Raw genomic sequence first — 26,370 nt, 5'->3', positions numbered from 1 at the left:
GGTTTCCAGAAATTTGTTTTCGGCACCGTCTTGCGCGTCTCGCAGGGCGGTTTTTCTTTTAGTTACGAAAAAGCCTCCAGTCACATGACTGGAAGCTGCATAGCTATTATTTATTTTGTCACCAGCACATCATCAAAATAGGCTTTTGTATTCGCATACGTCCGCGCTCCGATCTTCCCGCTAGCGAGAGACGTATCTATTACACTGAACTGCTGTACACCATCTTTGTAGACAGTTATGGTACTGCCATTTAAAGCAATTTTGTACGTGTAATAGGTATCCGCAGCAATACTAGGATTCGTGAAGCCCAATACGGTCTTGACGCCAGCAACTGATTTGATTAACTCCATCTTTCTGCCGGTTCTATCATTGTTCTTCAAGAGCAGTAAGTAGTAGTTATCAACGTCAGTGTAGCGAACCAATAAACCTGCATCCTTGTTGCCGTTAGTGTTGTTGGTAATGTTGACCTTCGCTTCAAGCGTGTAGTCGGTCCATGTAGAATCTCCTGCAACCGAGAAGCTGCTAGCGCTGCTCGCTTGCCCGCTGTACTGTGACGATTGTACAGACCAAGTTCCGCTCGTAGGTGTCCAACCGGTGGCTAAGCCGTTATTAAAATCATTGAAAAGCAATTGCTGCGTAACGGATGGCCCTGTTTGAACCGCACTACTTACCGCATTTGAAGTGGTATCCGTCGTATGGAAATAATAAGAATGGTTACCTACCGGCAATTTGGTTGTATATTTATAAGCTTTACCGTCACTGTAAGTAACATCGGTCGGATCCACAGCTTCCATTTGACGAACGATGCCATCCAAGATAAGCTCCATGGCGAATGGTTTCTCATTTTGCGCGTCCGTGTATGTGGTATTGAATGTAAAGTTAGTCGCTGCATCACCTGTAGCTTGATCTACACTAATCGCACTAAGCGTCGGCGCTGTTCCACTCGCAACATTCGTAGCTTTAATCTCATCCATAAACATTTCACCATAGCCTACAGCGGTTTGGTTCAACCAGATCGACATGGTCGTTTTCTTTTTATTTATGATAGGTGTAAGGGCGTCCAAATTATAAGATAAATCTGTCCAAGTAGTAGGAACCGTTACCCAGCCGCCTGTCAAATTATAGGTGCGTGTACCATCATTTAATTCAATTTTCATTTTCAAGTTGGCATGGCTTGGATTCTTGACCTTGAAATTGAGATAACGGTAGCCAGATAAATCAACGAAATCATGCCATGGTTGGAATTTGGCATTGGAATTAACGGCGGTCGGCGTTTGCGAGAATTTACCAACCGTTAAGCCATCCAACGTTGTTTTCTCGAATGCTGCTGTCCCCCCATTTTGCGTGTACCAGTTCACCCATTCCCCATTTCCTCCAACCGATCCCCAAATACCGCCACCGCCAAAATCATCATAAAGAAGTGGAGTTGAAGGATCTGGCAGAGGTGCAGCAACCGTATAGTGTGTCGAGCTGTAACTTTGTTTACCTGAAGCATCTGTGCCTCGGATGTCCACACGTTTATTCGCATAGGCCACGGATGCACTTTCATCAACCGTCCCTGCATATACGGCGCCAGAGACAGACATCGGCAGGAATGTACCTGTGGTACCTGTTGACGAATACTGGATGTTGCTCAATCCAGTTGTCGCCCCGCTGAACACGGTTACGTTACCGCGAACATAATCGCCAATCGTTGGTGAGGTAATAGGCAGAACAGCTGGCGTCGTTCCTCCAGTGGAACTTGCGGTTGCATTCGCGCTTAATCCCATAATCGTGTAGAGAAGACCCGCTTGAATACTAATGCTGAACTCGTTATAACGCCATTGGTTCGTATCATCTTGATACAGTGAACGATCTTCATACCACGGGCTGACACTTGTTTTATCTTTGGTATCTTTCATATTGGGACCACTGACCATCGCGCCAGGGAACACGACACCAGCACCGAGTTTGGAATTCGAACCTTCGTCAAATCGGGTATGCGGGTATGTAACGAAGTCTGATCCAATTCCAGAAACCCAACTCATATTCCATGGATTTTCCCCAAAAACCCAGTACATCCCCTTCTCCACCGCGCGCAGGGCTGCAGGGTCCTGGAACAGTTCATAGTAGCGCATCATGTCACCAAGATAAGATACGTGTGGCTCATTCACGCCGAAATTCTTAAATTGGTTCAGCACGCTATAAGGTGTGTCGTCTGCTGAGGACAAGAAGAAGTCAACCTGCTGCTTCAACAGCTGCTGAATGTGAGATTGCGTTGCAGAATCAGCCACAGGGTAAAATTCAGCCAAGGACATCGGTCTCATATCCCAATAGTTTGTTGAGGCCAAATCGGCAAACGTGAGTGTGTTGATATTGGCTGTTGCTGCATTTTTGTAGGATACATTATTTGTTAAAAGGTAGAGCTCAACATCCGCAAGAAGCTTGGAATTTGGAATGCCGCCACGCGTTGAGTAGGAACCTACTGGCCCATTCGGATTAGCGACGACATAATTGTAAAATACAACAGCGGCAGCTTCACAATTGTTAGCGAACGTTGTGAGTGCTGTGACCTTGGCAGGCGCGATATCACCCTTGGTAATTGCCGTGCGGATAGCCCTTGCTGTTGCTGCAAGCGTTCCAGCTGCTTTCGCTGATCCACCCACGCCTAAGCCGGAGAGCTTGCGATCATCCGCTGTGCCATTGATGTTATCCGTCGATTTGGCCGGATGAACGAAGCTTGCGTTATTCTTGAGATCATACATTTCGCCACCGAGTTGATTGGCAAATTTGACTAAATACTCACTGCCCCAGATCGCCTCATCCACCAGATCAGGCACGCCGTTGGTGTCATTATCGAACTTGGAGCTAGCTGCGTCGGCATGCCTTATATAAGCTAAGGCAATTTCACTGCCTACCCACTGATTGCCTCCGTATTTACCGTAATCTCCCGCATCATACCAGCTGCCCGTTAAGTCATAATGCGTCAATCCATCCGCTGATTGTGCATCGTCTAAATGGCCAGCCGCATGGAAAATATTAGCCGATGGTGCTACCGAGCTATAACCGGCAGGATAGGCATCCGACGTCGCCACACTCGCACGCAAGATACGATAGAACGCTGTCATTTCATCCTTGTAATTCGTCCAAATGTTCGGTTGAATCGCAAAAGGGAACGATGAAATGCTGTTACTGACAATGGAATAATTCGTTCCACTTGCTGTGATAGACGAGAAATCGATGGAATAAACGTGCTTATTCCAGAAAAATCCGTCATATGTCATATTTCCTGTGCTCACAACTGTAGCGCCATTTTTGACGACATAGGACAGATCCGTCAATGCAAGCTGCGATGTCACCTTGGCATTTTTAAATGCACCGGCATTATAGCCTGCTTGGCTAACGGTGACATCGATCACCTGCGCGGAGTTCGTAACGACGGGTCCGTTCTGGACTGTCGTCGATACGGGATTCGACGTTAAATCGGCCGTTCGGAAATAATAGGTGTGCGAACCTACAGGAAGTTTCGTAATGTAGTAATAATTTTTGCCATTGGAGTAGGTGGTGTCTGCGTTATCCTCTTCCCTCATATCGTAGAGCGTATCGTCGACGACAAGCTGCATAGCGAATGGCTTCTCGTTGTCCACATCCGTATACGTTGCTTTAAATGTAAACGAGGTATTCTGATTATAGCCACTCGCCGAGTTGGCTGTCATACTGCCCGTTAAGGTAGGTGCGGTACCACTGCTATCCGTCGATGCAAAGATGTCATCAATGAGGGTCTCCCCATACGTGCCACCGGACTGACGAAGCCAGATTTCAAACCTAGCTGTCTTTTTGTTCAGGGCTGGCGTCAAAGCGTTCAAATCAAATTGACTTGTCGTCCATGTTGTTGGGATCGCAACCCAGCCAGCGGTTAGATTGTAATTCGTCGTTCCGTCCCCGACTACAACGCGTATAAGTGAATTCGCGTAACCCGGATTTTTCATGGTGACATTCAAGTAACGATAGCCCGTCAAATCAACCGTCTCATTCATAGGCTGAAATTTGGCCCACGAAGAACTCGAAGTCGGTGTTTGAGTGAACAATCCTACCTGACGTGAATCCACAGTCGTCTTGGAAAAAGTACCTGTACCACCAGCTTGGTTAAACCAGTTGGTCCAATTCTGTTTGTAGAGACCTCCTCCATTGAAGTCGTCGTACATGAGTGGATTTGCTGGACCTGGCAGTGGCGTAACAGCAGCTGAGCTTGTGCTTGGCGCGATCAGAAGCGCGTTTAAGGCGAGAATCAGCCCTAAGCAAAGACACCAAAATTTACTTACCCTTCCTTTCATCCGAGTGGTGCTGGACATTAACATTCCTCCCATGCTAAAAGTATGGTGAAATCGCTTACAAACTAATTATACTTAACCTCCTCAGGCCGAGCGATGATGTAAACTCGACTTCTTGTGATGGATTCTGGTTGATGTTGGGCGGTGAGTAAGTGCGCATAATTAGGTGGAACAAACGTGCCTCTCTATCCACCGAGTTAGTCGGTTTTATCGACTATCTCCTGCCACTTGGCCTTCTTACCCGCTTAGTTAGTCGGTTTTATCGACTATCTCCTGCCACTTAGCCCTCTACCCACCGAGTTAGTCGGTTTTATGGACTATCTCCTTACTCAATGACACATCTGCACCCGAACCACCAGCAGTCCGATTTTACCGAACTATTTCCGCTGCCCAAGCTCTCTTCCCTTAATTAGTCCAAATTTGCCCAACTAAACCGCCGAAATCAATCGTCCCCCACGAAAAATGGCCATTTAGTTCGGCATAAACGGACTATTGGTCATTTTTCGTGCTGAAACCGCGATTTAGTTCGGGGAAATCGGACTATACGCGGGATTCCAGCGTCCAAAGGAGAAGCTTTTAGCGGACCCGGCAGCGGAATCAAAAGCTTGGCGCATGCACCCCGGCGGCAGCATCATATGCCTAGCGCACCAGACAGAGCGCACAAAGCTCCTACTAACGCCCTGCAATAAAAAGAACCCCGCTCCCGCGAGGCTCCCTCAACTCACTGCTTTTTGCTTAACACCAAGCGAATCGTTCTCTTCTCGCCCGTCAAATTAAAGCGAAGAAACACCAACTCATCCTTAATCATCTTCGTCTCTACATCACCTGAGCAGCTTTTGATCTCATAGCTACTCAGTTCATCATCCCAATACGTTAGCCCGAACGGCATCGGCTTCCAGTTGCCGATCTCGTACACCAGCTCGATCCGATCGCTCGTTTTCTCGTACGTGGTGATGAATAACGGAGGAATCTTCTCCTCGAAATCATCCTGCATATTCCACTGGCCGACATAGTTGCGGACAAGCCGTGGTTTGCATTCCCCTTTGACGAAAATCATCTGACACTGGCTGTCATAGAAGAGAAACGTATCCGGCCATGGCCCGGCAGCTACACCGCCAAGTGTCATCGTATAGTCGTTGACTGCTGGACGAATCGGCTTATCTTTGGTTAACATGTAGGACGGCGCCGTACTCGCATTGCGCTCATGATACATCGCCAGCGCCTTCGGCACTGTTGTTAGGGTTGCACCGCATCCCGCCACATAGGCGAAGAATCGGTCTAGCATCCCTGCGCAAGCCTCCACGTGTGAAGCAGGAAACACTTGAAAGCGATCGGTGAACTCCATCTCATGCGCCTCTTGCTGCTGAAGAAAAAACACCTGATCATTATGGTCCGTATTTTCCAAATATTCGTCAAACAGCATCTGCCAATACGCAATGTCTTCGCCTGTACACAATCCAGCGCGCAGCACATCATTGGGGTCGGTTGAGTAAATGACCGGACTGCCTGTGTGATACGACGCGTGCAAATCACGAGCCGTCCACTCGCAGGCGACCACCTGACCTTTACCCGGATGCGGCACCTTGTACCGATGGCTATCAACATACCAGGAGCCCCACGGGATCCCCTTATGGGTAATCCCGTCCCACCATACTTGCTCCCAACAATAACCCCACATGCCCTGGAAATCCAGTTCCTCCAGCGCTTCGATCACTTCATTGTAAATCTTGCCTCTGGCTGCAACCTTGGTCGTCGCCCAAGGAAATGCTTCTTGCACGAGCTGCCAATCGCTCGCAAGTCTAGCTTTAAATGCGTCCTTGGACATCCCGCAATCTTCCATAAAGAAAGGGCTTTGAAGAATGATATCATCGCCATAGGCCTCATGCCATTGCCGAATTTGCTCACCTAGTACGGGAACTGAGCCACGGTTGACGATCCATGTCACGGGTATGCCATGCGCATGGGCTAATCTTGCTGTCCGCTCCACACCATCGACAGCTACTCCACGTCCCCAAGGGGTATCGTAGTGAGATGCATAGCTAACGAACGTGTAGATGAGGTTCTGGGGTTTCAAGTTGAATCACCTCTGGCTCTTCCTATTTTTTGTTCTCTTTCCACCAAGCATCGATTTGCTTCTGCAGCTCAGCACTCACTTTTTCAAGTCCTGCTGCTTTCAGCTTCGCGTTACGCTCATCGATCAGTTTGGAAGGATTAGGAACAGCTCCTGTGGCGATCACTTTGTACTCATTCACAATCGTCGTCAATTGCGCGACCTCGTTCTTCACATTCGTATCATCGAAAACGAATCCAATTAATGGGAAGCGCTTCGCGTCATTGTTGAATTTTTTCCAGCTATCGTACAGATCATCGGGTTGACCTGGTTTCATATAGTTCAGGAATTGGTTACCCAGTACCCAGAACACTTGGCTGTCATAGCCAGAATCTTTAATTGGCTCAATGCGGTTCGGTCCTATTTTTTTATAGTGCTTACCTTCGATCCCATTCACTAAAAGATTGATTACATACGGATCTGTATGCAGATAGTTGAGTACCATCATCGCTCTCTCTGGGTTTTTCGATGTTCTGGAAATGGACAACATAGAACCTGTAGCTAGATCTGTCGTCACAATTGGCTCTTCAATAACGTGGGAAACCCAGTCATACGCGCCGTTATCGGCAATCTTCAACTCAATATCAGAACCTGGCTTCCACACGGTCGATTGCACCCAAATTTTACCCTGTTTACGGATCTCCCCAATATTGGTCGTTACCGTAGCTGCATCCGCATTCGTGTACCCTTTTTCAAAATATTTACGGTACGTCTCAGCATCGGCTTTATTCAAATCCACGATATCTTGATCCAGCACTGTTTTGACCTTCATATCCGTTGACTTATAATCCAAGAAGAACGTTGGCATTTTACCAGGAGTTGGCCCGATTGGACGATAATTCGATTTGGATTCATACATCATGAAGCTTGAACCGTTCGCAGTCCCGCCAGCGACATAGTTATTAATGATATCAGGATTGTCTTTTTTTATCTTTTCAAAATACGGTTCCAATTCTTCCACCTTATTAATCTTATCAATCGGAATTTGATACTTATCAATGATATCCTTCCGGAATGTCCAGGCTTTCCCCTGTGTGATTTCTTTATCCGTTGGAACCGCATACAATTTCCCTTTAAAGCGTGGTGCTTCTAGATAGAGCGGATGAAGCATTTTTTTCGTTTCTGGCGCAAATTTATCGAGCAGCGAATCGAGCTCAAGGAAAGCTCCTTTGGTTACGTTAGCAGAGAAATCTAGCCATGATGCTGTAAATACGAGATCCATCTTTTCCCCCGTATTCATCATCAGCTCGGTCTTTTTCTTGTAATCAGCGGATGCAATCGGCTGTAGGGAAACCGTTGTGTTAATTTTTTCTTTCAAATATTTATTTAATTCTTCCTGTACGAGGGCATCGTCCTTCATCGGTTTTGCTTGATAGAGGAGAGATACATCATAAGGCTCCAAAGCTGCTTTCGGACTAGCTGGAGCTGCTGAACTGGCAGCAGTTGCAGCAGGGCTTGCTGAGGTACTTACTGTTTTGTCACTTGAACACGCTGGTAGTACAGCGGTTAAACCTAGTGCTAGCGCCATTGGGGCTAGCATCACTGACTTTCTACGTTTCATGGGTGGACCCTCCTATAAAATATGTTATATGAATCGGCTAACGAAAGCGAGCAGCAATTCGCAACCGGTGAATCAACCTTTAACGGCACCGACCGTTAGGCCTTTGACGAAATATTTTTGAAAGAACGGGTAGACAACCAGGATCGGTCCCATCGCTATAAAAGCTAAGGCCATTTGCAGAGACTCATTGGGCAAATTTTTAAGCAACTCTGGATTCTGAGAAGCTATCGTCAGATTTTCACGGATATACTGAACATCTTTCAGCACGCGCAACATGAGGAACTGTATGGGATACATGTGCTCCTTATTGATGAAGAGCAAGGCATTGAACCAATCGTTCCAATAATTAATAGTTGAGAATAACGCCATCGTCGCCAGCACTGGCAGCGATAAGGGAAGTACAATGCGTAAGAAGATACGCAGCTCCCCTGCACCATCGATTCGCGCTGATTCGATTAAAGCTGGGTGGATCGTTGTCTGGAAAAATGTACGCATAATAATGACATTGAATGGAACAATCAAGAGCGGCAATATTAACGCCATGTAGGTATCTTTTAGATGAAGTGTCTGGGTATAGATCATGTATTTACTCACTAATCCCCCGTTAAATAACATCGTGAAGAAAAGAAAGAAAGTAAATATGTTACGATACGGATAATCCTTGCGAGATAAGGGATACGCGTATAAAGCCATCAGTAAGACACTTAAAAGAGTACCTACGATAGTAACCCCAATTGAAACTTTGTAAGCGTTGGCCATCGTCTCAAAATCTTTGAATACGGTCTGATACGCGATTAACGACCATTTCGCAGGAAAAAAGCTGTATCCCTCATTGATCAAAGAATCATTATGTGTGACAGATACAATAATGACGAGAATGACAGGTAGTATGCAGGCTAACGCTAGTAAGACGAATATGAAATTAATTATCGTCTCAGCCAGCGGGGAAATGCGATTTTCTCTGCGATACGATTTGGAAATCATTAGGTTCACTTCCCATCCAATCAATTAGAATAAAGCTTGATCCTTATTTATTTTACGGACCGCTCCATTCGTTGCAAATACCATAATGAAGCCTAGAACCGACTGTGCCATCGCTGCTGCTGAGGACATGCCAATATCATTCATTTGCGTCAAAACACGGTATACATACGTATCTACTGTATCGGTGGCTGGATATAACACACCAGAATCCAACGGCACTTGATAAAAGAGTCCAAAATCGGAGTTGAACACATGTCCCATATTTAGAATTGTAATGATAACGATAATCGGCATAATCGAGGGAATGGTAATGTGCATCATCTGTCTCCACTTTGAGGCTCCATCAATGACGGCTGCTTCATAATACTCGCTATCTATACCGGCGATGGCTGCGATGTAGATGACAGCACCGATACCGACGCCTTTCCATGCGTTAACAAAGGTAAGAATAAATGGCCAATATTCCTTCACCATATACCAGGACACTGGTTCTTTACCCAGCCATGCCATCACGGTCGAATTAATAAAGCCATGTGTCGGATGCAGGAACGCGTAAACGAGATAACTAATGACGATCATCGATAAAAAATGAGGCATGATTAGGAATGTCTGATAACTCTTCACCGCTATTCGACTCCGGAGCTCATTGAGCGCCAAGGCAATACCCACCGATAAGATCAAATTCACAATCATAAATGTCAGGCTGTAGCCTACTGTATTTCTTACAATTCTCCACAGCGATCCATTGTTGAATAAAAATGAGAAATTATCGAAACCAATCCACGGGCTGCCCCAAATACCATCGACATAGTTGATTTTTTTGAAGGCAATGAATAGCCCGAACATCGGTAAATAATTATTAAGCAATAGTACGATGGCTGCAGGCAAGAGCATCAACGTTAATGTTCGGAATTGCCAGAAGTTCTGCCATATCTTACTTCGCTTTGTACGATACCGTGTCTGCACGGCCTGTTGTGGAGGTGCGGTCGTCTCTCTCACTGCGTCCACTCCTTTCTCTGTTATATTTAGTATAGGATACGCGACCCCCTATTTCGATGATGTATCTGTATAAGAACGTGATGGATTCTCTTCAATGCATCCACGCATTTATCACTTCCGTAGCACAAAAAATCCGACCAAAGGTCGGATCATTACAGCCTATTCTATGGGATGAATCGGGATTTTAATCGTGGCAATCAGCCCGCCGCCTTCGCGTAGTCGATAGCTTAAACCATAGGCTTCGCCGTAATGCAACTGAATACGTTGGTGTACGTTACGGATACCGTAGCCTTTATCATCAATCTCGCCATGTACGATCATATGGAGCTTCTCGAGGTTCACAGGGATAAACCCGTTATCCTCCACATGAATATGAATCTCGTCATCCTTCCGTTTCAGCTGAATCCATAGATGACCTTCCCCATCCATACTCTGGATTCCGTGGAAAATCGCGTTTTCGACAAGCGGTTGAATCATCACTTTTGGCATTTTAAACGCTTCGAGATCATCTTCGATATCCCAAAACACTTCGAAATTCCCCGGATAGCGCTTCATTTGCAGTCGAATATACGCACGAACATGCTCCAACTCTTCGCTAATCGGAATCAAACTTTTCCCTTTACTTAGCCCAATCCGGAGCAGCTTGGATAAATCTTTGACCATGCCCCCAACATCCTCATTGCCGCTTTCCAGCGCATACCAATAAATCGAGTCCAGCGTATTATATAGCAAATGCGGCGTAATCTGGGAATGTAGCGTGTTCAGTTCCTGTTCCTTTTGTTTGATTTTCATCCCATAATTCTCTTCAATAGATTCATTCAGCCTGCCAGTCATACGAATAAAAGCCGTATACAGGACACCAAATTCATCCGATCGTGAACGCGAGGACGACTTCCCGAAGTCAAAGGGTCTACCTAACTCATACACACGTGTGAAAGTTACTAAACGTGCCAAAGGTTTAATGATATTTCGTAGTAAATACAAGACGAACAGCAATACCAGAATCAGATAAATCGCAAGCATTACCATAATTAACTGCTGAAAGCTCGTTTGTTTCCCCATAATGGATTCCAACGGAATTTTATAGATCAATCGGGTATTGAAACCAAATTCATAGGAAACCGCGTAGAGGTGTTTATGATTTTTCGATTCTGAATAATGATAGCCATTTGCTTTATTGCGTAGTACTTCTGGCAATTCGGATAGCTCCATGTCTGCGGAACCGGCCTTCAACAGCAATTCATCACGGTTATCGAATAAGAAAACCCCTGCATGATCGGGCAGTTGCACCGAAACGAGATTTTTGTTCAATACAACCTCCAGTTTGGAAACAGCAAGAAAGCCAAGCAGTTCGTCATATTTTTCTGGATTCAAAATACTTCGTGTGAACGTGACCGTTGGCTGCCCTGAACTCGACTTGGCTAGTCGAAGGCTCCCAGCCCCTTTCTCTTCTTGGGTCTGTAAAGCCCATTCCGGATATGTCGTGCTGCTATCCAGATAAATAAGTCCTTGCTTTTTATAAAGCGCATTCACTGGGAAAGGTTGATTCCCTCTATTCCCCATATAGATCGCATATTCGGTGCCATCCGTTGACCAACGATCTAATATCGTATCCGCTTCACTTAATGCATTAATCGTCTCAATATGAGTCCAGAAAGCAAACTGCTTGGGGTTGCTAAAAAAATGATTATCCAGAAACGTTATCGTCTTATCTCTGACTGAAGACAACGTATTCTCCATTGTAGCGTGATTCTGCTTGACTAGTTGAAGCATCGTCTTCCCAACTTCATCTTTAATCGTTGCAGAAGTTCGTGAGAAAGAGATCCATCCAACAATTAGAAATGGCCCGATGATAAACAAACAGAATGCAACAATCACCTTGTATTGGAGCCTCAGTTTAATTCCCCCTGATCTCTTTGCGATAATCAGCCGGGGAGATGCCGATGAAACGCTTGAACATTCGGCTGAAATGCTCAGGCGACTGATAACCCACTTGATACGAGATTTCATATCGCTTCAAATCTGTAACGGCAAGCAAACGCTTGGCCTCTTCGATCCGAACTTCGGATACGAAGTCCCAGACGTTTTTGTTGGTTTCTCTTTTGAATAAATAACTGACATATGCCGCACTGAAATGAACTTCTCCAGCAATATCCTGAATCTTAAGTTCGTGATTGCCATAATGATTGTAAATGTAAGCGGATATGCGGGACACAACCGTCTGATCGCGCTCGCTAATACAAGCCTGAATGACCTCTGAAAGCCCTTGCACATAAGCGTGTAACGATGCTACCTTTCGGCTAATTTCCATCCCTCTAAAATAGACATCCGGGTCAAATTGACGGAAATTACTGCTCGATTCTTGGCCATTATCGAATAGCAATCCATACAAACGGTACACTAATAATCCAAAGCAGCTGTGGAACAATCCTTCTGAATGAGTGCTCAAGTTAGACAATATTTTGACAGCGGACTGAAGCTCCTGAGAAAGTTGCACTTCATCCACGGTCTTCATGTGAAGAACAAGTTCTTCGACTTTATCTGCCCACTCTATCATCCTCATGTTGCCCAAGGCCGACATATCTTCATAATAAAGCACATGATTATCGGGATGCAGCTTGCGCCACTCAATCGCCGCATTCGCCTCTTCCATCAACCTTGGAAGCATGGACAAATCGAGACTCAGCGTACTCATCCCGACCGTCACATCCACATTCAAATACTGCTTGAGATTAAAAATAATCGTCTGACCGATCAGATTAAGCTGGGAGTTCATCGGCAGTCTGGCATCCACGGAGTCAGTCGCTTCCAATTGAATCACACAAACAAGCTGATTCCCAAATCCATAAAAAGCTACGCCGCACCAATCCGATAGGCTTTCTTCCAATATATTGACCGAGGCATATTTCAATAATTTGCGATCCATTAATGTGATCTCTTGATTGCTAAATCCACCCTTGCTCAAATTTAAATGAACAGCGGCAATGCCATACCAATGACCTTGATCCTTCAGTGAGCTCCCAATTTCACGCAGAAGATCTTCATAATCTTTGTCCTGCAGATCGGTCTCCGTTACCAATTCGATAAGCGCTTCGTGCCTCTTTTTTAGCAAAAGCACATCTTGGGTTGCACCCACATCGGGACGCTGCAACGTCAGTCTACCCAATTCCTTCTTCTCTTGGAGCGCTTTGCCCACCACTCGCATCAGCTCATCCAGTTCAACAGGCTTGATTAGATAATCCTTGGCACCTAACCTGAGTGCTCTCTTGGCAAAATCAAATTTTTCATGAGCCGAAATAACGATAACCGGTAGATGTGGCTGCTCCAAAAGAATCGCTTCCATCAGTTCAATCCCATTCATCATACCCATCTGAATATCTGTCAAAACGAGATCGTAGGTGTCCATGCGTAAGCAATCCAACGCCTCAAAGCCATTCGAAGCGGTTTCCACATGATCAATTCCCAGTTCTGATCTCATCAAATAGCTCTTAATCCCCGTGCTTACTGTCGGTTCATCATCCACGACCAGAATTTTAACCATCGCCGGTTCCCCCTTGTCAGACAACCTACTGCCAATTATCCTCTATGATACCATGTTAGCTCTGGCTTTTTGCACTGTCTATGATAATTTCGGGGAAGAACGTGATGGATTCATGGTCATTCCTTAAACGATTGCACCTTGTTCACGAAGCAGCTCTTGAAGGCGATATGCAGGAATTTGCCTGACGGCTTCCTGCCGCTCAATCGCCAGGCTAGCAGCAACACCCACTGCCTGCCCCATTGCCATGCACTGTGCAGAATTTCGTGCTGAGGCTTGAGCACCATGAGTTGCCGACAAACAACGTCCAGCAACAAGCAAGTTGTTCACGCCGGTTGGCAGCAACGACCGATAAGGAATATGATAATGGCCATCCCCAGCGACATAAACCCAACGCGTATCCTTCCCCGCGCCATGATCTTCTACCGGAGCTCCGCAGCAGGCAATGCCATCTTCAAATTTGCGTCCGTTGACAACGTCATCCTCTGTTAAGATATACTCGCCAAGAATTCGTCTCGTTTCACGAACGCCAATATGGTGGCTTGTGCTAATCAGAAAGGCATTCTCAAAGCCTGGTACATAAGCTTTTAAGAAGTTAACATACTGTTGCGTTTGTTGACGACCCTCCACTTCCGCTAACGTCAGTGCGTAAGGATCTGTCGCATCGATTCCGCTAACCCGCACCATGTTCGCTTGGATCACGCCCGGATGCGGGGTCACATGCCAAGAGCCTTCCTCGCGCGGGAGCACATATTGTCCCGATTGATTCGCAGCCTTCATGCGCTCCGCTAGCTCTTTGTGTGAAATTTTCTTCGCTTCTGTGGTATCTACATTAGCCATGAAGAAGATCGTCGATAATGATTGTAACTCCGCAACATCACTCTTCTCGAAGGGCGCTCCCGCGCGAGCAGCAATATCACCATCGCCAGTTGTATCAATGTACATACGGGCAGTCACTTCAGTAAGCCCTAGCTTATTGGCCAGTACAACACGGCTAATAACGCCATCTTCCGTGTGAACCACACTCGCATAGGTGTGATATAACAACTCGGCGCCAGCATCCAGTACCGTTCGTTCGTAAATGATCTTCAGCATTTCGATATCATAGGTAATTCCTGTACCTGCACCGTAGGTGTTCGGTCGTTCGAACGCCGCCTTCTGCGATACCAAGTGCTGCGCAATTTCCCAAGGGATGCCGCCAACTATACGGCGTTGTTCTTTTGGCGTATAGAAACCATAAAACGTATCCACACCAGTCGCCGTACGAGAACCGCCTAAACAACCTTGAGATTCTACGAGCAGTACGTTGTACCCGCTTCGTGCAGCACTAATGGCCGCACATACGCCTGCTGCTCCGCCTCCGAGAACAAGAACATCTACACTTTTCTGATTCACGCTCACTGTATAGCCCCCTCCTTCATTAGATCGATCTTGTTGTCCGCCAATACTCATCGTAGGAAGCGTTAAACAATTCCTTAGAGGCTTCATCACCTACAAAAATGGCACTCGTGATGACTTTCGGAGGCTTGCCCGCATCTGTAAGCTTTTGAGCAACTTTACATTTAATCAAATTCACGATAATCGTGTTGCCGATCGTCGAACCAGGACCAACCGGCGTATGGAGCCCTTCTATTTTGACCATTGCATCACCTGGAACTGCGCCGTTATCAATAACAATATCCGCAAGCTCAAATAACCTGTAACCCGTGCTATGCTTGGATTTGCTAAGTTGGCTATGTCCCACCGAAGTCACCGCGACGATAGGAATCTGCCGCTCTTTCATGGCTAACGCGATATCGATGACAACACTGCCTGCTCCACTATGGGAGAATAAAATAATGCTGTCATGCGCCCCATAATGAAAATTGTCGGCAATGACACGCCCGAAACCTTCTACATTTTCCAAAAACATAGCCTGACGCTGACCATTGCTGCCCACTACCGCATGATGATTTGTCAGCGATAGTTCTACCATGGGATGGAACCCAGGGAAACTCCCGTAACGAGGATACATTTCTTCTACAGCCATCCGTGAATGACCGCTGCCAAATAGGTGAACCAAGCCATCCTTATGAATAGTTTGAAAACATAGCTCCGCAGCACGATCGATTGCCTCCATCTGTGTCTGCTCAACACGCTGAATTACTTTCTGCACGCCATCCATATAATTCGTTTCTAAAGCACGGTAAGCCTCATTGTTTATTGTTGTCATACCTAACACTCCTTCGTTTGGTTTATTGTGCGCTCCAGCCGCCATCTACGGGTAATGCAATGCCTGTAATAAACTTAGCATCCTCGCTAGCAAGGAAGAGAATGGCCTCTGCAACATCGGTGGGATACCCTACATGCGGGGATAATGGTTGATGTTCAGTTAGCGCTTCGCGGATCACTGGATCTTGAATGGCCCGCTGCGACATCGGCGTATCTAGCAGTCCTGGGCATACAACATTAATGCGAATATGATCTTTGGCATAATAGACAGCCGCAGATTTACTAAGCGTTATCACTGCACCACGACTAGCAGCGTACGCATGAGTAGTAAAGTGCTCCCTCGTTCCCACCATACCAAGGACGGATGAGATATTGACGATCGCGCCTTTCTGCTGTTTCATCATTCGCTGCAAGGCTATGCGATTGCTCTGATACACACTTTTGACATTTATATTCATCGCCTGATCCCATCCCAGCTCCGTACATTCATCAAGTGGTCCGTCGCCATAACGTCTCGCACTGATCCCGGCTACATGAACAAGTACATCCAGTCTGTTGAATCGTTTCTCTAGTTCTGCGGCTACTCTATCCATATCTAAAGTCTCAGCGGCATTACCTTGAAAATAATGGACATTCGGATTCGCTAAGACGCTCATCTGATCTTCCGAAAGCTGCTCCTCGGGCTCTAAGCCCATGACGGCGACTTGAGCTCCTTGCGCCAAGAGCCGTTTTACCGTCTCAAGCCCGATCCCACCCGTACCGCCGATAACAAGCGCATTCTGATTCAGAAATTTCATATCCTGCCACCTCCTGCGCTTAGTTAATGTTCTTCATGGCATATGCGTCTGCTGGGTTGCTCTTCAACATAAAATCGAGATAGGTATCCGATATGCCTTCTGCACGGAGCCTTGGGACGAAAGCTGCCAGCATATGAGCCATTCCCGGACCGCCGCCATAGGCTTTCCAATATGAACGCAGTGCAAAATCCGTGCCCAGCAGCAATTGGCGCTCGTGGCCAGCCTCGATTAAGCCCCGAATAAGTGCAACGCTATGGGCATCCGAGTGATATTTGATTCGTGAGGCATTATCGTATTCCAAAAAGCAGCCTGTAGCAGCCAGTTCCTTATGCAGATAGAGATCCGGATTGCGATCCATATGGCAGATGATGACATTCTTCGGATCTACACCGAATTTGGACAATAAGGTAATCTGCTCCAAGCCACACGTCCCGTGCTCCGTATGCGTAGCAATTGGCATCCCTGTGGCGAGATGAGCGATAGCGACGGCTTCAAACAGCTTTTGCGATACGGCTGCAGTCACATGGTAATCTGAGGCTCCCTTCAGGACGCCAGCTTTTGCCGATAGCCGATCCACCAACGGTCCATTATAGCTGTGTCGATCCATCCCCACCTCACACTCCGCGATGAGAAGCTCAGCAATCTGATCGACCGAATACTGATAAATCCAGTGCAAATCATCATAATACATCGGCTTGTGAAAGCCTGTGACCGCAACGATGTGAGCGCCTGTCTGCTTCGCAATATCCACGAGCGCCGCCGGATTTCGGCCGCAATCCAAGGGCATATAATCAATAAACGTCTGCGCGCCGTAGCTCATACATTCCTGTACCTCGGTTATGGCATGATCAATTCGGTTCAGGAGCAAATCCTTATTCTTCATTACCCCTAATCCGCCTTGAATGATTAGATGCTCATGTGCATATACAATTCCTAATTGCTCCGCGGGAATATCCCCCAGCACCGTCCTTACCATGCGCTGTTCCATGTGTCCGTGCATCCCCTTTGATTTTGATTATTATTTCCTGTATTCCTTGTACAATTAAAATATGTTTGTACGTACAATCATACTTATTATATTAGGCGACGTCTTCTATATTTGTCTACCTTTATTTTTACAGCTTGCCCACAGCCACGAAAAAAAGATCGCTTATCCCTCAAGAACGAGTTGGATAAACGATCTATTCCTGTAATTTGCGTTGTCTTAGCTTTCAAATCCTTTTCGTAGCCGAATCTCGTAAGAGTACATATCCGCTCGTATGATACCATCTTCGTAAACCAACGGGCGACCGGATTCATCAAATGCGGTTCGATGAAACCGTAATGCTGGGAATCCTGCATCGAGTCCAAGATGCTCCGCAGACTCACCTTCCAGCACAGCGCCCTCAATAACATGATGGGCTTCGCTCACACTACGACCTGTCTGCTGCTGAATTAATTCATACAGCGATCCTGAATAATCCAACGCTTGGCTCATACCAAGCGACATTGGCAGATAGGCTTGCGAAAATACGATAGGCGTCTGATTCCCTGTGCGGATACGGTTCACCAATACAACCTGCTCCTCTTGACCTAAAGCTAATGCTGTAGCGACTGCCTTCGGCGGATCCATACGGGCAACAGCGAGAAGACGCGAACCTGGCGTCATGCCTCGTCTTTTCATTTCTTCACTAAAGCTAAGCAGATTCGGTAAATCTACTTTCAGCTTCTCAGGTGCAAGAAAAATCCCTTTGCCTGTTATCCGATTAATATGACCACTGTTCTCCAACATGGTGAGTGCGTTACGGATGGTCGCCCTACTGACCTGAAATCGTTCCTGAAGCTCCAATTCTGTGGAATAGTAATCACCAGATTTCCTGGTCCCATCCAAAATCTCGGCTTCAAGCATTTGAAAAATTTGATAATATAACGGAATGGGCAATTCCCGATTTAATTGTTGCATCGTGCACCTCGTATGTCCTTTGTACGAACAATAGTATCATATTCTCCGTACTTTGTGAATGACGAGGAGCTCTATTTAGGTACGAGGTGGCAAGCAACGCAATAGATGCAGCGGTTCGTCTCCATGTTCACTTTCACAGATAAGGGCATCCACCCCTGCTGGCAAAAAGATTTGATCGCCTCGCGTTACGCGTACACGACCATTCTCCCAAGAAAGCGTGCCTGCTCCTTCTGCAACAACCAACACCGAAAACTCGCCATGCTGATGCAAAGCGTACTGCTTCTTAATCTCAATCGATTCCAATCCAAAGTACGGTGTATTTTCATAAGAGAGGAGCGCGTATTTCTCGAAGCTCTCCGTCTTCTGAATCAGCTTCGGCTGCAAACGATACCGGGATTTAATCTCATCTAGGCTGTAAGTTTCGTAATGGAAGCAATCGAACATGCGGTCAAAGCCCGCACCTTGGTGACACATTGCGTCAGGGATCACACGACCAGTTGGTGTCGTGCGTTCTATCCGAATCGTATAGTCAGTTGGCTCTTGAATTTCTATTAAAAAGCAACCCGAGCCAATGGCATGCGGCATCCCGCCTTCTACTAGAATCACCTGACCCGGCTGCACCTCAATTTTGTGTAAGGCTTGAATCATGCCTTCAATATCTTGATCCCAGAACAATTTCTCCCATGTGTCGCGTGTCATGCCTGGCTTAAACCCATATAGAATATAGGGGGGCTGTCCCTCTATTTCCCTGCCTCCTAGGATATACCAAGCTTCTGTCTTGCCAAATTGGGACTGAAAGATCTCCTGTGCCATTACGCGATCCGGATGGACCTGAATCGTCAAGCGTTCAGCTGCATCCAAAGCTTTGACTAGCACACCGGTCTCGCTGCCATATTTCTCATGATGTCGCCGACCAAGAAAACCAACCGGATCCGCTGCTATCAAATCCTGCAACGTAACTTCTTCAGCACCTTCCGTCAGAACCCTGCTTAAACCCTCAACGATATGCTCCCTGCCCACATTGCGTGCTCGTACCACGGAAGCAATCCACTCTTCAGGCATGGAATTGTCCGTAGGCTGTTCCCCGCCCTGCCAGGCTTCCAGCATTTTGCCGCCATGATATGTCCGCCATACTCGGTTGGAAGCAAGTTTATGCGGCCTGCTGCTCAACTTCTCATTAACACCTTGCATGCCATTCACTCATTTCGTCTCCGATTTAAAAATACACCACAAACGTCTTGATTTCATACGGATTCATCGTACAGCTAATGATGCTGCTGTCTTGCTTATCGGATTCAATCCGTTCCATGAGATCGCACTCCGCCCAGCCGCGAATTGGCAAACTACTCGTAATCTCTAATTGGCCCCTCGCACCGGCAAATTCGTGAATACGCAAGATCACTGCGTTCTCATCTTCTGCCTTTTTCACAGCATCAATGAAGGCATGTGGCGAAGATAGCGTAAATAGCGATAAACCAGCATGCGAAGTTCCGCCAACCGTGACCGTTTGTGGACTATTTAAAGACCAAGCTTCACGCACAGTCTCTCCCTCTCTCCAATCACCAGCATGCGGCAACAGCGCATAAGTGAATTCATGCTCACCGCGGTCTGCCTCTGGATCCGGAAATACCGGGGAATTAATGAGAGATAAGCGCATGACGTGATTTTTAATATCGTAGCCATACTTGCAATCATTCAACAAACTAACGCCATAACCATGTTCAGATAAGTCTGCCCATTGTTGACCAACCGTTTCAAATCGTGCGTAATCCCAGCTTGTGTTCCAGTGCGTCGGACGCTTCACATTCCCGTACTGAATATCATACGATGCTTCCGTCGAGCGAATGCTCACTGGAAAAGCAACCTTCAACATTTGCTCGCGTTCGTGCCAATTCGCATTCGTTTGGAAATCCATTCGACGGCTATGTGTATAGACGATTAGCTCTTGCTCGATCTGGGATTGGCCGAACGTCCATGCAAAACAAACAACCGCCCTAACGGGGCCAACTTCCTTCAGTTCGACGGAAACTAACTCCTTCACTTCGCGTTTCTTTTCCCCGTAATAGATGTCGATTCCCCATGCGTCATCACGCAGCGGCTTATTCTCAAACACCTGCAAAACGTTCCCGTATTCACCAGCTTTAAGCACTTCTCGATCATTTTCTTTGTCATAGATACGCGTCAGCTGGCCGTAGTCGTTCCACTCCAACTCATAGAACGGCGTAGTTAGACTATTTGCTTGGAAGCCAAACCCATGGGCAAGTTCACTTTGACTTTCTCCTGCCTGGAAATGAATCTCCGATATCCCCATCGCAGGTACGCTGTTCGTTTGAACAATCCAACCATCTCCGCTGCGCTGAGCCTGCAGTTCAGACCCGTTGGCAGCTAGCCATATCCCATTTGAATTAGCCTCAGGGATGTATACGGTTTCCCCTCGCTCCCATGATGCGGAGTTATAAATCGTATAAGTGCTCCTAGCTGCGGATCTTTCAACCCGAGTAAGCTCTGCTAATGCTTGCTTCCACAAATGAACAAGGGAGTAATCCGCTTCTTCGTATTCCTTCCAACTATCCGTATACACCTCACGAATCGAAGTTCCTGGCAAAATATCATGAAACTGGTTGCGTAAAACGGTTTTCCAAATCTTTAACAATTCGTCCGTTGGATACGTAGACCAATCTTCTTTCAGAAGCCCTTCTAGGACGAAAGTAAATTCACTTTCTCTCAATAGAAGCTCCGCTTTACGATTCAAAAGCTTATTGCGTGCTTGACTTGTGTACGTCCCGCGATGATATTCGAGATATAGCTCGCCATCCCAAGTATGGACATATTCGTCACTTGCGGCTACCCGCTCCTGAAGTCCTGCGAAGTAATCATCAGCCCGACTCGTCTTCACATTCGGTAAGCCAGGCAGCTCATCCAAACGTCTCCGCATCTCCAACATCTCGCGCGTTACACCGCCACCGCCGTCTCCATACCCATAACAAAGCAATAAATCCTTGTTGAGCGCCTTATCTTTATAATTATCCCAGATCCCCTGCACCGTTTCAGGGGTAACCATGCCATTGTACGTGTAGATCGTATTATTAGGTTCAGGTGTCGTTATAAAATGAGTTAAAATCTCCGTACCGTCAATCCCCCGCCACATAAAAGTGTCATGCGGCATGCGATTGTATTGGTTCCAGCTAATTTTGGTCGTCATGAATGTATGAATGCCTGATTTTTGCAGGATTTGCGGCAACGCCCAGCTGTAACCAAATACGTCGGGCAACCACAAGTAGCTGCATTCCACGCCAAATTCCTCACGAAGGAATCGCGTGCCATACAAGATTTGTCTAACCAAGGATTCACCTGAAGTCAGGTTACAATCCGGCTCTAACCACATCGCACCGTCCGCTTCCCATCTTCCTTCTTGGACTCGTGTACGAATTTGTTCATAAATCTCTGGATAATCTTCTTTCATATATTCGTACAATTGCGGCTGCGTTTGTAAAAACAAATACTCCGGATACTGCTCCATCAATCGCAGCACGGTTGAGAATGAACGCGCGCATTTCTCGCGCGTATGTTTCAATTGCCATAACCACGCTACGTCAATATGCGTATGCCCTACGCAGTGAACCGTAATCGCAGAGTTCTTGTCTAGTGAATCCAGCTCACTACGAAGCACATCACTCGCAGCTGCGACGCTTTCATAGAACGCTGGGGACCCAGGTTCTGCCCAGCTGATTTGCAAAAATGCTTTATTCACCGCTGCAAGCAGCATTTGCTTGTCTGCACTGTTTTCGGGAAGACGTTTAATCGTTTCCAACGCCGCTTTTGCAGTAAAATATACATCATCTGCGGTTTCATCCAGCCACGTCAACTCTGCCTTGAGCATTTTATGCTCTGCTTTATTCCGTGGACCCCAGCTGCCATAGCCCTTCAAACCTGACCACAAGCGGAATGCGAGTGTGTGCGTCTGCATCGCGCATGCTTGCGGCAGCAGCACCTCTTGATGGTTCGTATCCACGCCTTGATAGGGTACGCCATTCACATAAAGCAGCGATTCAAAGCCCGATATATGATTGGGACCGGAGGTCCCGAAGTCGAAACGGCCGACAATTTTTCTACCCTGCCAAGCTTCAGGAGCTTTTATTTCCGTACGGAGCCAAAGATACGTATCATTGCCTTCCCAGGAATCACCTAGTTGGAGTGCTTCTTGTTCAAATGCAGTTGGAGGTCGCTCCCCAATATTTCCCTCCTCATCTGATGCACATTGTAGAGAACGAATGGCAATAGCATCTCTATAACGATATTCTGAGAGCTCGGCAATTCGTTTATCTAATTTTTCTATCGTATACAACATGTTTGTATTCTCTCCTATCTCATTTGCTTACCCAATATCCAGCCATTACCCTTTGATTGAACCTGCAATTCCCTCAATAAAGTATCTTTGTAGGAATAAGAAAACGATGATAATTGGAATCAAGGACATACATGCCCCCGCTGCAATTCCCGTCCAGTCCACTGTGTTCGTACCAAAGAAGTTATACATCCCAACCCCAAGCGTGCGAAGCTCTGGTTTACCTAAGGTAAAGATCAATGGCACTAAGAAAGCATTCCATGCGGCAATAAAAGTAAAAATGCTAACCGTTGCTATGATAGGCTTCGTTAAAGGAAGCATAATATTGAAGAAGATACGAGGTTGACTCGCACCGTCCATGACGCCAGACTCTTCAACTTCTTTTGGAATTGAATTGAAAAAGCCCATGAACAGTAGAATGGAGACCACATTGGAAGGTCCCGCTTCGGCTAATACAACGCCCATTAGGCTGTTGTTAAAACCTAATTTTACAATCAGTTCAAATAACGGGATAATCGTAAAACCCTTTGGCAAAAACATAGCCACAATAAGTGCAGCTAGTATGATCTTCTTTCCTGGCATATTACCGCGACCGAGTGCGTAGCCAGCCAATGATGAAACAAGGAGTACGACTAAGATGACCATCAGAGTAACGAAGACTGTGTTAAAAAAGTATAAGTAGAACTTCGCGCTTTCCCACGCCCGGACAAAATTCACTAAGGTCGGTTCCTTCGGAATTAACCGTAAGCCGCCTAGAAACATTTCACCTTGCGATTTGAACGCCGAGGAGATCATCCATAAGAACGGATAACTCCACAAGAAGGTAATCCCAATAAAGAGAAGATGCATGGCGGTCTGAGCCAGTGTTTTACCCCTACGTAGTGTTCTCATGCCGATTGTCCTCCTTTACCAGGTCTTACTTTCTTCATGACAGCCGCTTGAACAAGTACGACTAGGAATACGGCCATACTAAAAACGATCCCCGCAGCAGACGCGAAACCATAACGTGTAGTCGAATACTCCGTTGTTTCGAACGCATAGCGATAAATATAGGTATCAATGACATCGGTGGATTTGACGGGTCCGCCTTCCGTCATCGTTTTGACTAAGTCAAAGGGATGAAGATTGCCTATGAATGTCAACAAGACAATGATAATACCAATGGGCACGAGCAACGGAATCGTAATACGTGTAAAACGTTGAACAGCGCCTGCTCCATCGATTTTCGCAGCTTCATACAGTTCTGCAGGAATGGTTTGTAAGCCTGCAAGCCAATAAATGAGCGGCGTACCAAAGCTTTTCCATAGCGAAATAAACAATAAGGTAGGTAATGCTAGTTTCTGAGACCCGAGGAAATTAATCGGGCTATCGATTAATCCCATTTTCAGCAACACATCGTTAATTGGCCCGCCAAGCGGATTTAACAAAATGACGAATACGATTCCGACAACCGCTGTCGTCGAGATCACTGGCAAAAAGATCAGCAAACGGTAAATATTTCTTCCTTTTACGCCAGGGTGATTAAGTATAACAGCCACAATTAACGCTAGCGGTAATTGAATGCATACATTACTTATTGCAAATGAGAAGGTAACTTTGAAAGCATTCCAAAATCCTGGATCTGTATATATCTCTATAAAATTGGCGAAACCAATAAAGTTCGTTGGTCTTCCTGTTCCGTCCCAGTCAAAGAAAGCGTAGTACCAGCTGCCAACAATAGGCCATATTGAAAACATAAGAAATAAAACCAGCATAGGTAATATAAACAAGTAATGCCAGCGATGCAGCTTGATCCGTCTCCATAAAGCAGATGTCGATGTTCTACTTCCAATTACTGAGGTCGAGGATGGTAATGTCCTCTCTTGGTGTGCGTTCATTCCTTCCACTCCTTTTCCCGAGCCATTAGGTGAAAAGAGATTCCACTCAAGCGATTATTCACTCTTGAGGGAATCTCCCCACGAAATCACTTATTTTCTAAGATAATCTTTCATTGGATCCCAATCTGAGAATTTAAGGTCATCGATTGTGATTTTACTTCCACCATCACGAGCCTTTTTCATTTCTGCTTCAATTAATTGATTGACTTTCTTGTCATAATCGCTAAATACAGCTTTCACATCTTCATTGTTAATAATCGCTTTTACGCCAAGGTCTTTGATTCTTGGTTTTGGCAATCCGTCAGCGATTGGTTTGGATAACTTATCCATATCGGCATTTTTCAAGCTTACATGTGGTGCCAAACGCAACGTCTCGTTCATCACTTGCAACACTTGTTTCGATACACTATCCAACTCAATACCATCATATGCCTTAGGAATAACTACCATTTCCTTGGAAGACTGGAAGTATGATTTTTGGAATTCAGCAGATCCGAAATAATCAAGTACTTTCCAAGCTGCATCCTTCACTTTGGAGCCAGATCCAATCACGAACTTAGGCTCAGCTGGTGTAGGCACATCTCTAAAGCCTTTGCGTCCTGTGTCAGGTACTGGTGCTGCAGCGATACCAAGCTTAATATCTGGTTTCAGCTTTAGAATTTCAGCAGCTTGCCACGCTGCTCCAACGAACATCGCCACTTTGCCTGCAGCAAATTGCTGATGCATTTGCGCTGGATCCCAGTTCTCCCAACCAGGTGCCAGTACTTTCTGTGCATTCAAATCTCGGAAAATTTCAACCGCAGGAGCCATGGAAGCTGCATTTGCCTGACCCGTTAGGAGGCTAATCGGCCAGTCTCCTTCTTGCTGAAGAACCCCACCTTCGTTAGATACGGCGAAGCCTGCGATGGTAGCGGAGAAAGCGCCAAGGTCTTTGCCCATGATGGAGGTACCATACACTTGTCCTTTGCCTTCTTTGGTGATTTTTGCAGACATATTCTTGAATTCGGAATACGTTTTCGGAGGTGTATCAATTCCGTATTGTTTCAAAATGTCGACATTGTAGAATAAAGGTCTCACTTTACTGTAGCGCGGATCCGCCAAAGGCACACCGATCACCTTGTCTTTATAACGCAACCAGCTATCCTTGTCGAAGGTACCTTGCGGATATCTGGCTTTGAATTCCGGTGTCAAATATTCATCAATCGGTTGAATCCAACCATTATCGGAAGCAAGCTGCCACTGGGCTTTACCACCTACGATGAAGAATACGTCTGGCCCTTCATTCGTCGCAAACATCAATTGCACCGCATTGTTATACTGTGCGGAAGGGTTCATTTGCAAATCAACTTTAACGTCTGGATTTTTGTCCATAAACTTCTTAACTTCTGATTTATAGAAAGCTTCATCTTCTGCTCTAGATGAAGGCAATACAACTTTAACCGTTTTTGGCGGCTGTTGAGCAGTAGGTTTGCTTGTTGCTGGAGCAACGCTTTGAGCAGGTTCTGCAGCGTTATTGGAACAGCCAGCGGACACGATCGTTGTGCATAAGGCTAATACTGCCAATGCCGACGTTTTGACTTTTTTGTTCAATGTGTTCGACTCCCCTTATTTGCTAGTTTGATTTTGTTTACAACTTTATTGTAGCAATCGTAACCCTTGTGCAGTATCCCACCCTACTATAAACGAGGTGGATAAA

The 26,370-nt window shown here is 46.2% G+C and carries 17 protein-coding genes; all 17 read right to left on the bottom strand.

Annotation, left to right across the window (positions count from 1 at the left end; translation table 11 throughout):
* Window positions 1-110 precede the first annotated feature (110 nt).
* Window positions 111-4,331: a glycoside hydrolase family 9 protein gene (locus J2736_RS11085; RefSeq protein WP_310226444.1), complete on the bottom strand. Its 4,221-nt coding sequence runs from the start codon at window positions 4,329-4,331 to the stop codon at window positions 111-113.
* A gap of 700 nt (window positions 4,332-5,031) precedes the next feature.
* The gene (locus J2736_RS11080) at window positions 5,032-6,384 is read right to left on the bottom strand and encodes a hypothetical protein (RefSeq protein ID WP_310226442.1); all 1,353 of its coding nucleotides are present in this window, start codon (window positions 6,382-6,384) and stop codon (window positions 5,032-5,034) included.
* 22 nt (window positions 6,385-6,406) lie between these two features.
* Complete coding sequence (locus tag J2736_RS11075) at window positions 6,407-7,981, bottom strand: ABC transporter substrate-binding protein (RefSeq protein ID WP_310226440.1); 1,575 nt, start codon at window positions 7,979-7,981, stop codon at window positions 6,407-6,409.
* 72 nt (window positions 7,982-8,053) lie between these two features.
* Window positions 8,054-8,965, bottom strand: coding sequence for a carbohydrate ABC transporter permease (locus tag J2736_RS11070; RefSeq protein ID WP_310226438.1), 912 nt, complete (start codon window positions 8,963-8,965; stop codon window positions 8,054-8,056).
* Between the two features lie 24 nt (window positions 8,966-8,989).
* Complete coding sequence (locus tag J2736_RS11065) at window positions 8,990-9,964, bottom strand: ABC transporter permease (protein ID WP_310226437.1); 975 nt, start codon at window positions 9,962-9,964, stop codon at window positions 8,990-8,992.
* A 159-nt stretch (window positions 9,965-10,123) separates the two neighbouring features.
* Window positions 10,124-11,824, bottom strand: a complete 1,701-nt coding sequence (locus tag J2736_RS11060; protein WP_310226435.1) for a sensor histidine kinase — start codon at window positions 11,822-11,824, stop codon at window positions 10,124-10,126.
* Between the two features lie 37 nt (window positions 11,825-11,861).
* A complete protein-coding gene (locus tag J2736_RS11055) occupies window positions 11,862-13,505 on the bottom strand; it encodes a response regulator transcription factor (protein WP_310226433.1) in 1,644 nt (547 codons plus the stop codon).
* Window positions 13,506-13,628: 123 nt separating this feature from the next.
* Complete coding sequence (locus J2736_RS11050) at window positions 13,629-14,954, bottom strand: FAD-dependent oxidoreductase (RefSeq protein WP_310226430.1); 1,326 nt, start codon at window positions 14,952-14,954, stop codon at window positions 13,629-13,631.
* A complete protein-coding gene (locus J2736_RS11045) occupies window positions 14,923-15,714 on the bottom strand; it encodes an SIS domain-containing protein (RefSeq protein ID WP_310226428.1) in 792 nt (263 codons plus the stop codon). Before J2736_RS11045 ends, J2736_RS11050 begins: the two co-directional genes overlap by 32 nt.
* A 22-nt stretch (window positions 15,715-15,736) precedes the next feature.
* Window positions 15,737-16,510: an SDR family NAD(P)-dependent oxidoreductase gene (locus tag J2736_RS11040; RefSeq protein WP_310226426.1), complete on the bottom strand. Its 774-nt coding sequence runs from the start codon at window positions 16,508-16,510 to the stop codon at window positions 15,737-15,739.
* A gap of 19 nt (window positions 16,511-16,529) precedes the next feature.
* Entirely contained in the window at window positions 16,530-17,498 is a 969-nt protein-coding gene (locus J2736_RS11035) for a phosphotriesterase family protein (protein WP_310226425.1), read from the bottom strand.
* Between the two features lie 216 nt (window positions 17,499-17,714).
* Complete coding sequence (locus J2736_RS11030; protein WP_310226422.1) at window positions 17,715-18,452, bottom strand: GntR family transcriptional regulator; 738 nt, start codon at window positions 18,450-18,452, stop codon at window positions 17,715-17,717.
* A 75-nt stretch (window positions 18,453-18,527) separates the two neighbouring features.
* Window positions 18,528-19,643 (bottom strand): type I phosphomannose isomerase catalytic subunit, encoded by a 1,116-nt coding sequence (locus J2736_RS11025; protein ID WP_310499096.1) that lies wholly within the window; start codon window positions 19,641-19,643, stop codon window positions 18,528-18,530.
* A gap of 25 nt (window positions 19,644-19,668) precedes the next feature.
* Window positions 19,669-22,800 carry an alpha-mannosidase gene (locus tag J2736_RS11020; RefSeq protein ID WP_310226419.1) on the bottom strand — a complete coding sequence of 1,044 codons (3,132 nt, stop codon included), beginning with the start codon at window positions 22,798-22,800 and terminating at the stop codon, window positions 19,669-19,671.
* Window positions 22,801-22,845: 45 nt separating this feature from the next.
* On the bottom strand, window positions 22,846-23,688 hold the full coding sequence (locus J2736_RS11015; protein WP_310226417.1) for a carbohydrate ABC transporter permease: 843 nt from the start codon (window positions 23,686-23,688) through the stop codon (window positions 22,846-22,848).
* Complete coding sequence (locus tag J2736_RS11010) at window positions 23,685-24,674, bottom strand: carbohydrate ABC transporter permease (RefSeq protein ID WP_310226416.1); 990 nt, start codon at window positions 24,672-24,674, stop codon at window positions 23,685-23,687. The genes J2736_RS11015 and J2736_RS11010 overlap by 4 nt, the downstream gene beginning before the upstream one ends.
* A 90-nt stretch (window positions 24,675-24,764) precedes the next feature.
* Window positions 24,765-26,264, bottom strand: coding sequence for an ABC transporter substrate-binding protein (locus J2736_RS11005; protein ID WP_310226413.1), 1,500 nt, complete (start codon window positions 26,262-26,264; stop codon window positions 24,765-24,767).
* Between the last annotated feature and the right edge of the window lie 106 nt (window positions 26,265-26,370).

It is taken from the genome of Paenibacillus qinlingensis, assembly GCF_031455095.1.
Classification (GTDB): domain Bacteria; phylum Bacillota; class Bacilli; order Paenibacillales; family NBRC-103111; genus Paenibacillus_E; species Paenibacillus_E qinlingensis_A.
This window is presented reverse-complemented; position numbering and strand designations above follow the sequence as displayed.

Coding starts and splice junctions, on each gene's coding strand:
- J2736_RS11055 (WP_310226433.1), bottom strand. CDS start 13,505: ATGGTTAAAATTCTGGTCGTGGATGATGAACCGACAGTAAGCACGGGG.
- J2736_RS11070 (WP_310226438.1), bottom strand. CDS start 8,965: ATGATTTCCAAATCGTATCGCAGAGAAAATCGCATTTCCCCGCTGGCT.
- J2736_RS11010 (WP_310226416.1), bottom strand. CDS start 24,674: ATGAACGCACACCAAGAGAGGACATTACCATCCTCGACCTCAGTAATT.
- J2736_RS11040 (WP_310226426.1), bottom strand. CDS start 16,510: ATGAAATTTCTGAATCAGAATGCGCTTGTTATCGGCGGTACGGGTGGG.
- J2736_RS11035 (WP_310226425.1), bottom strand. CDS start 17,498: ATGGAACAGCGCATGGTAAGGACGGTGCTGGGGGATATTCCCGCGGAG.
- J2736_RS11050 (WP_310226430.1), bottom strand. CDS start 14,954: ATGAGTATTGGCGGACAACAAGATCGATCTAATGAAGGAGGGGGCTAT.
- J2736_RS11030 (WP_310226422.1), bottom strand. CDS start 18,452: ATGCAACAATTAAATCGGGAATTGCCCATTCCGTTATATTATCAAATT.
- J2736_RS11015 (WP_310226417.1), bottom strand. CDS start 23,688: ATGAGAACACTACGTAGGGGTAAAACACTGGCTCAGACCGCCATGCAT.
- J2736_RS11075 (WP_310226440.1), bottom strand. CDS start 7,981: ATGAAACGTAGAAAGTCAGTGATGCTAGCCCCAATGGCGCTAGCACTA.
- J2736_RS11020 (WP_310226419.1), bottom strand. CDS start 22,800: ATGTTGTATACGATAGAAAAATTAGATAAACGAATTGCCGAGCTCTCA.
- J2736_RS11045 (WP_310226428.1), bottom strand. CDS start 15,714: ATGACAACAATAAACAATGAGGCTTACCGTGCTTTAGAAACGAATTAT.
- J2736_RS11085 (WP_310226444.1), bottom strand. CDS start 4,331: ATGTCCAGCACCACTCGGATGAAAGGAAGGGTAAGTAAATTTTGGTGT.
- J2736_RS11025 (WP_310499096.1), bottom strand. CDS start 19,643: ATGCAAGGTGTTAATGAGAAGTTGAGCAGCAGGCCGCATAAACTTGCT.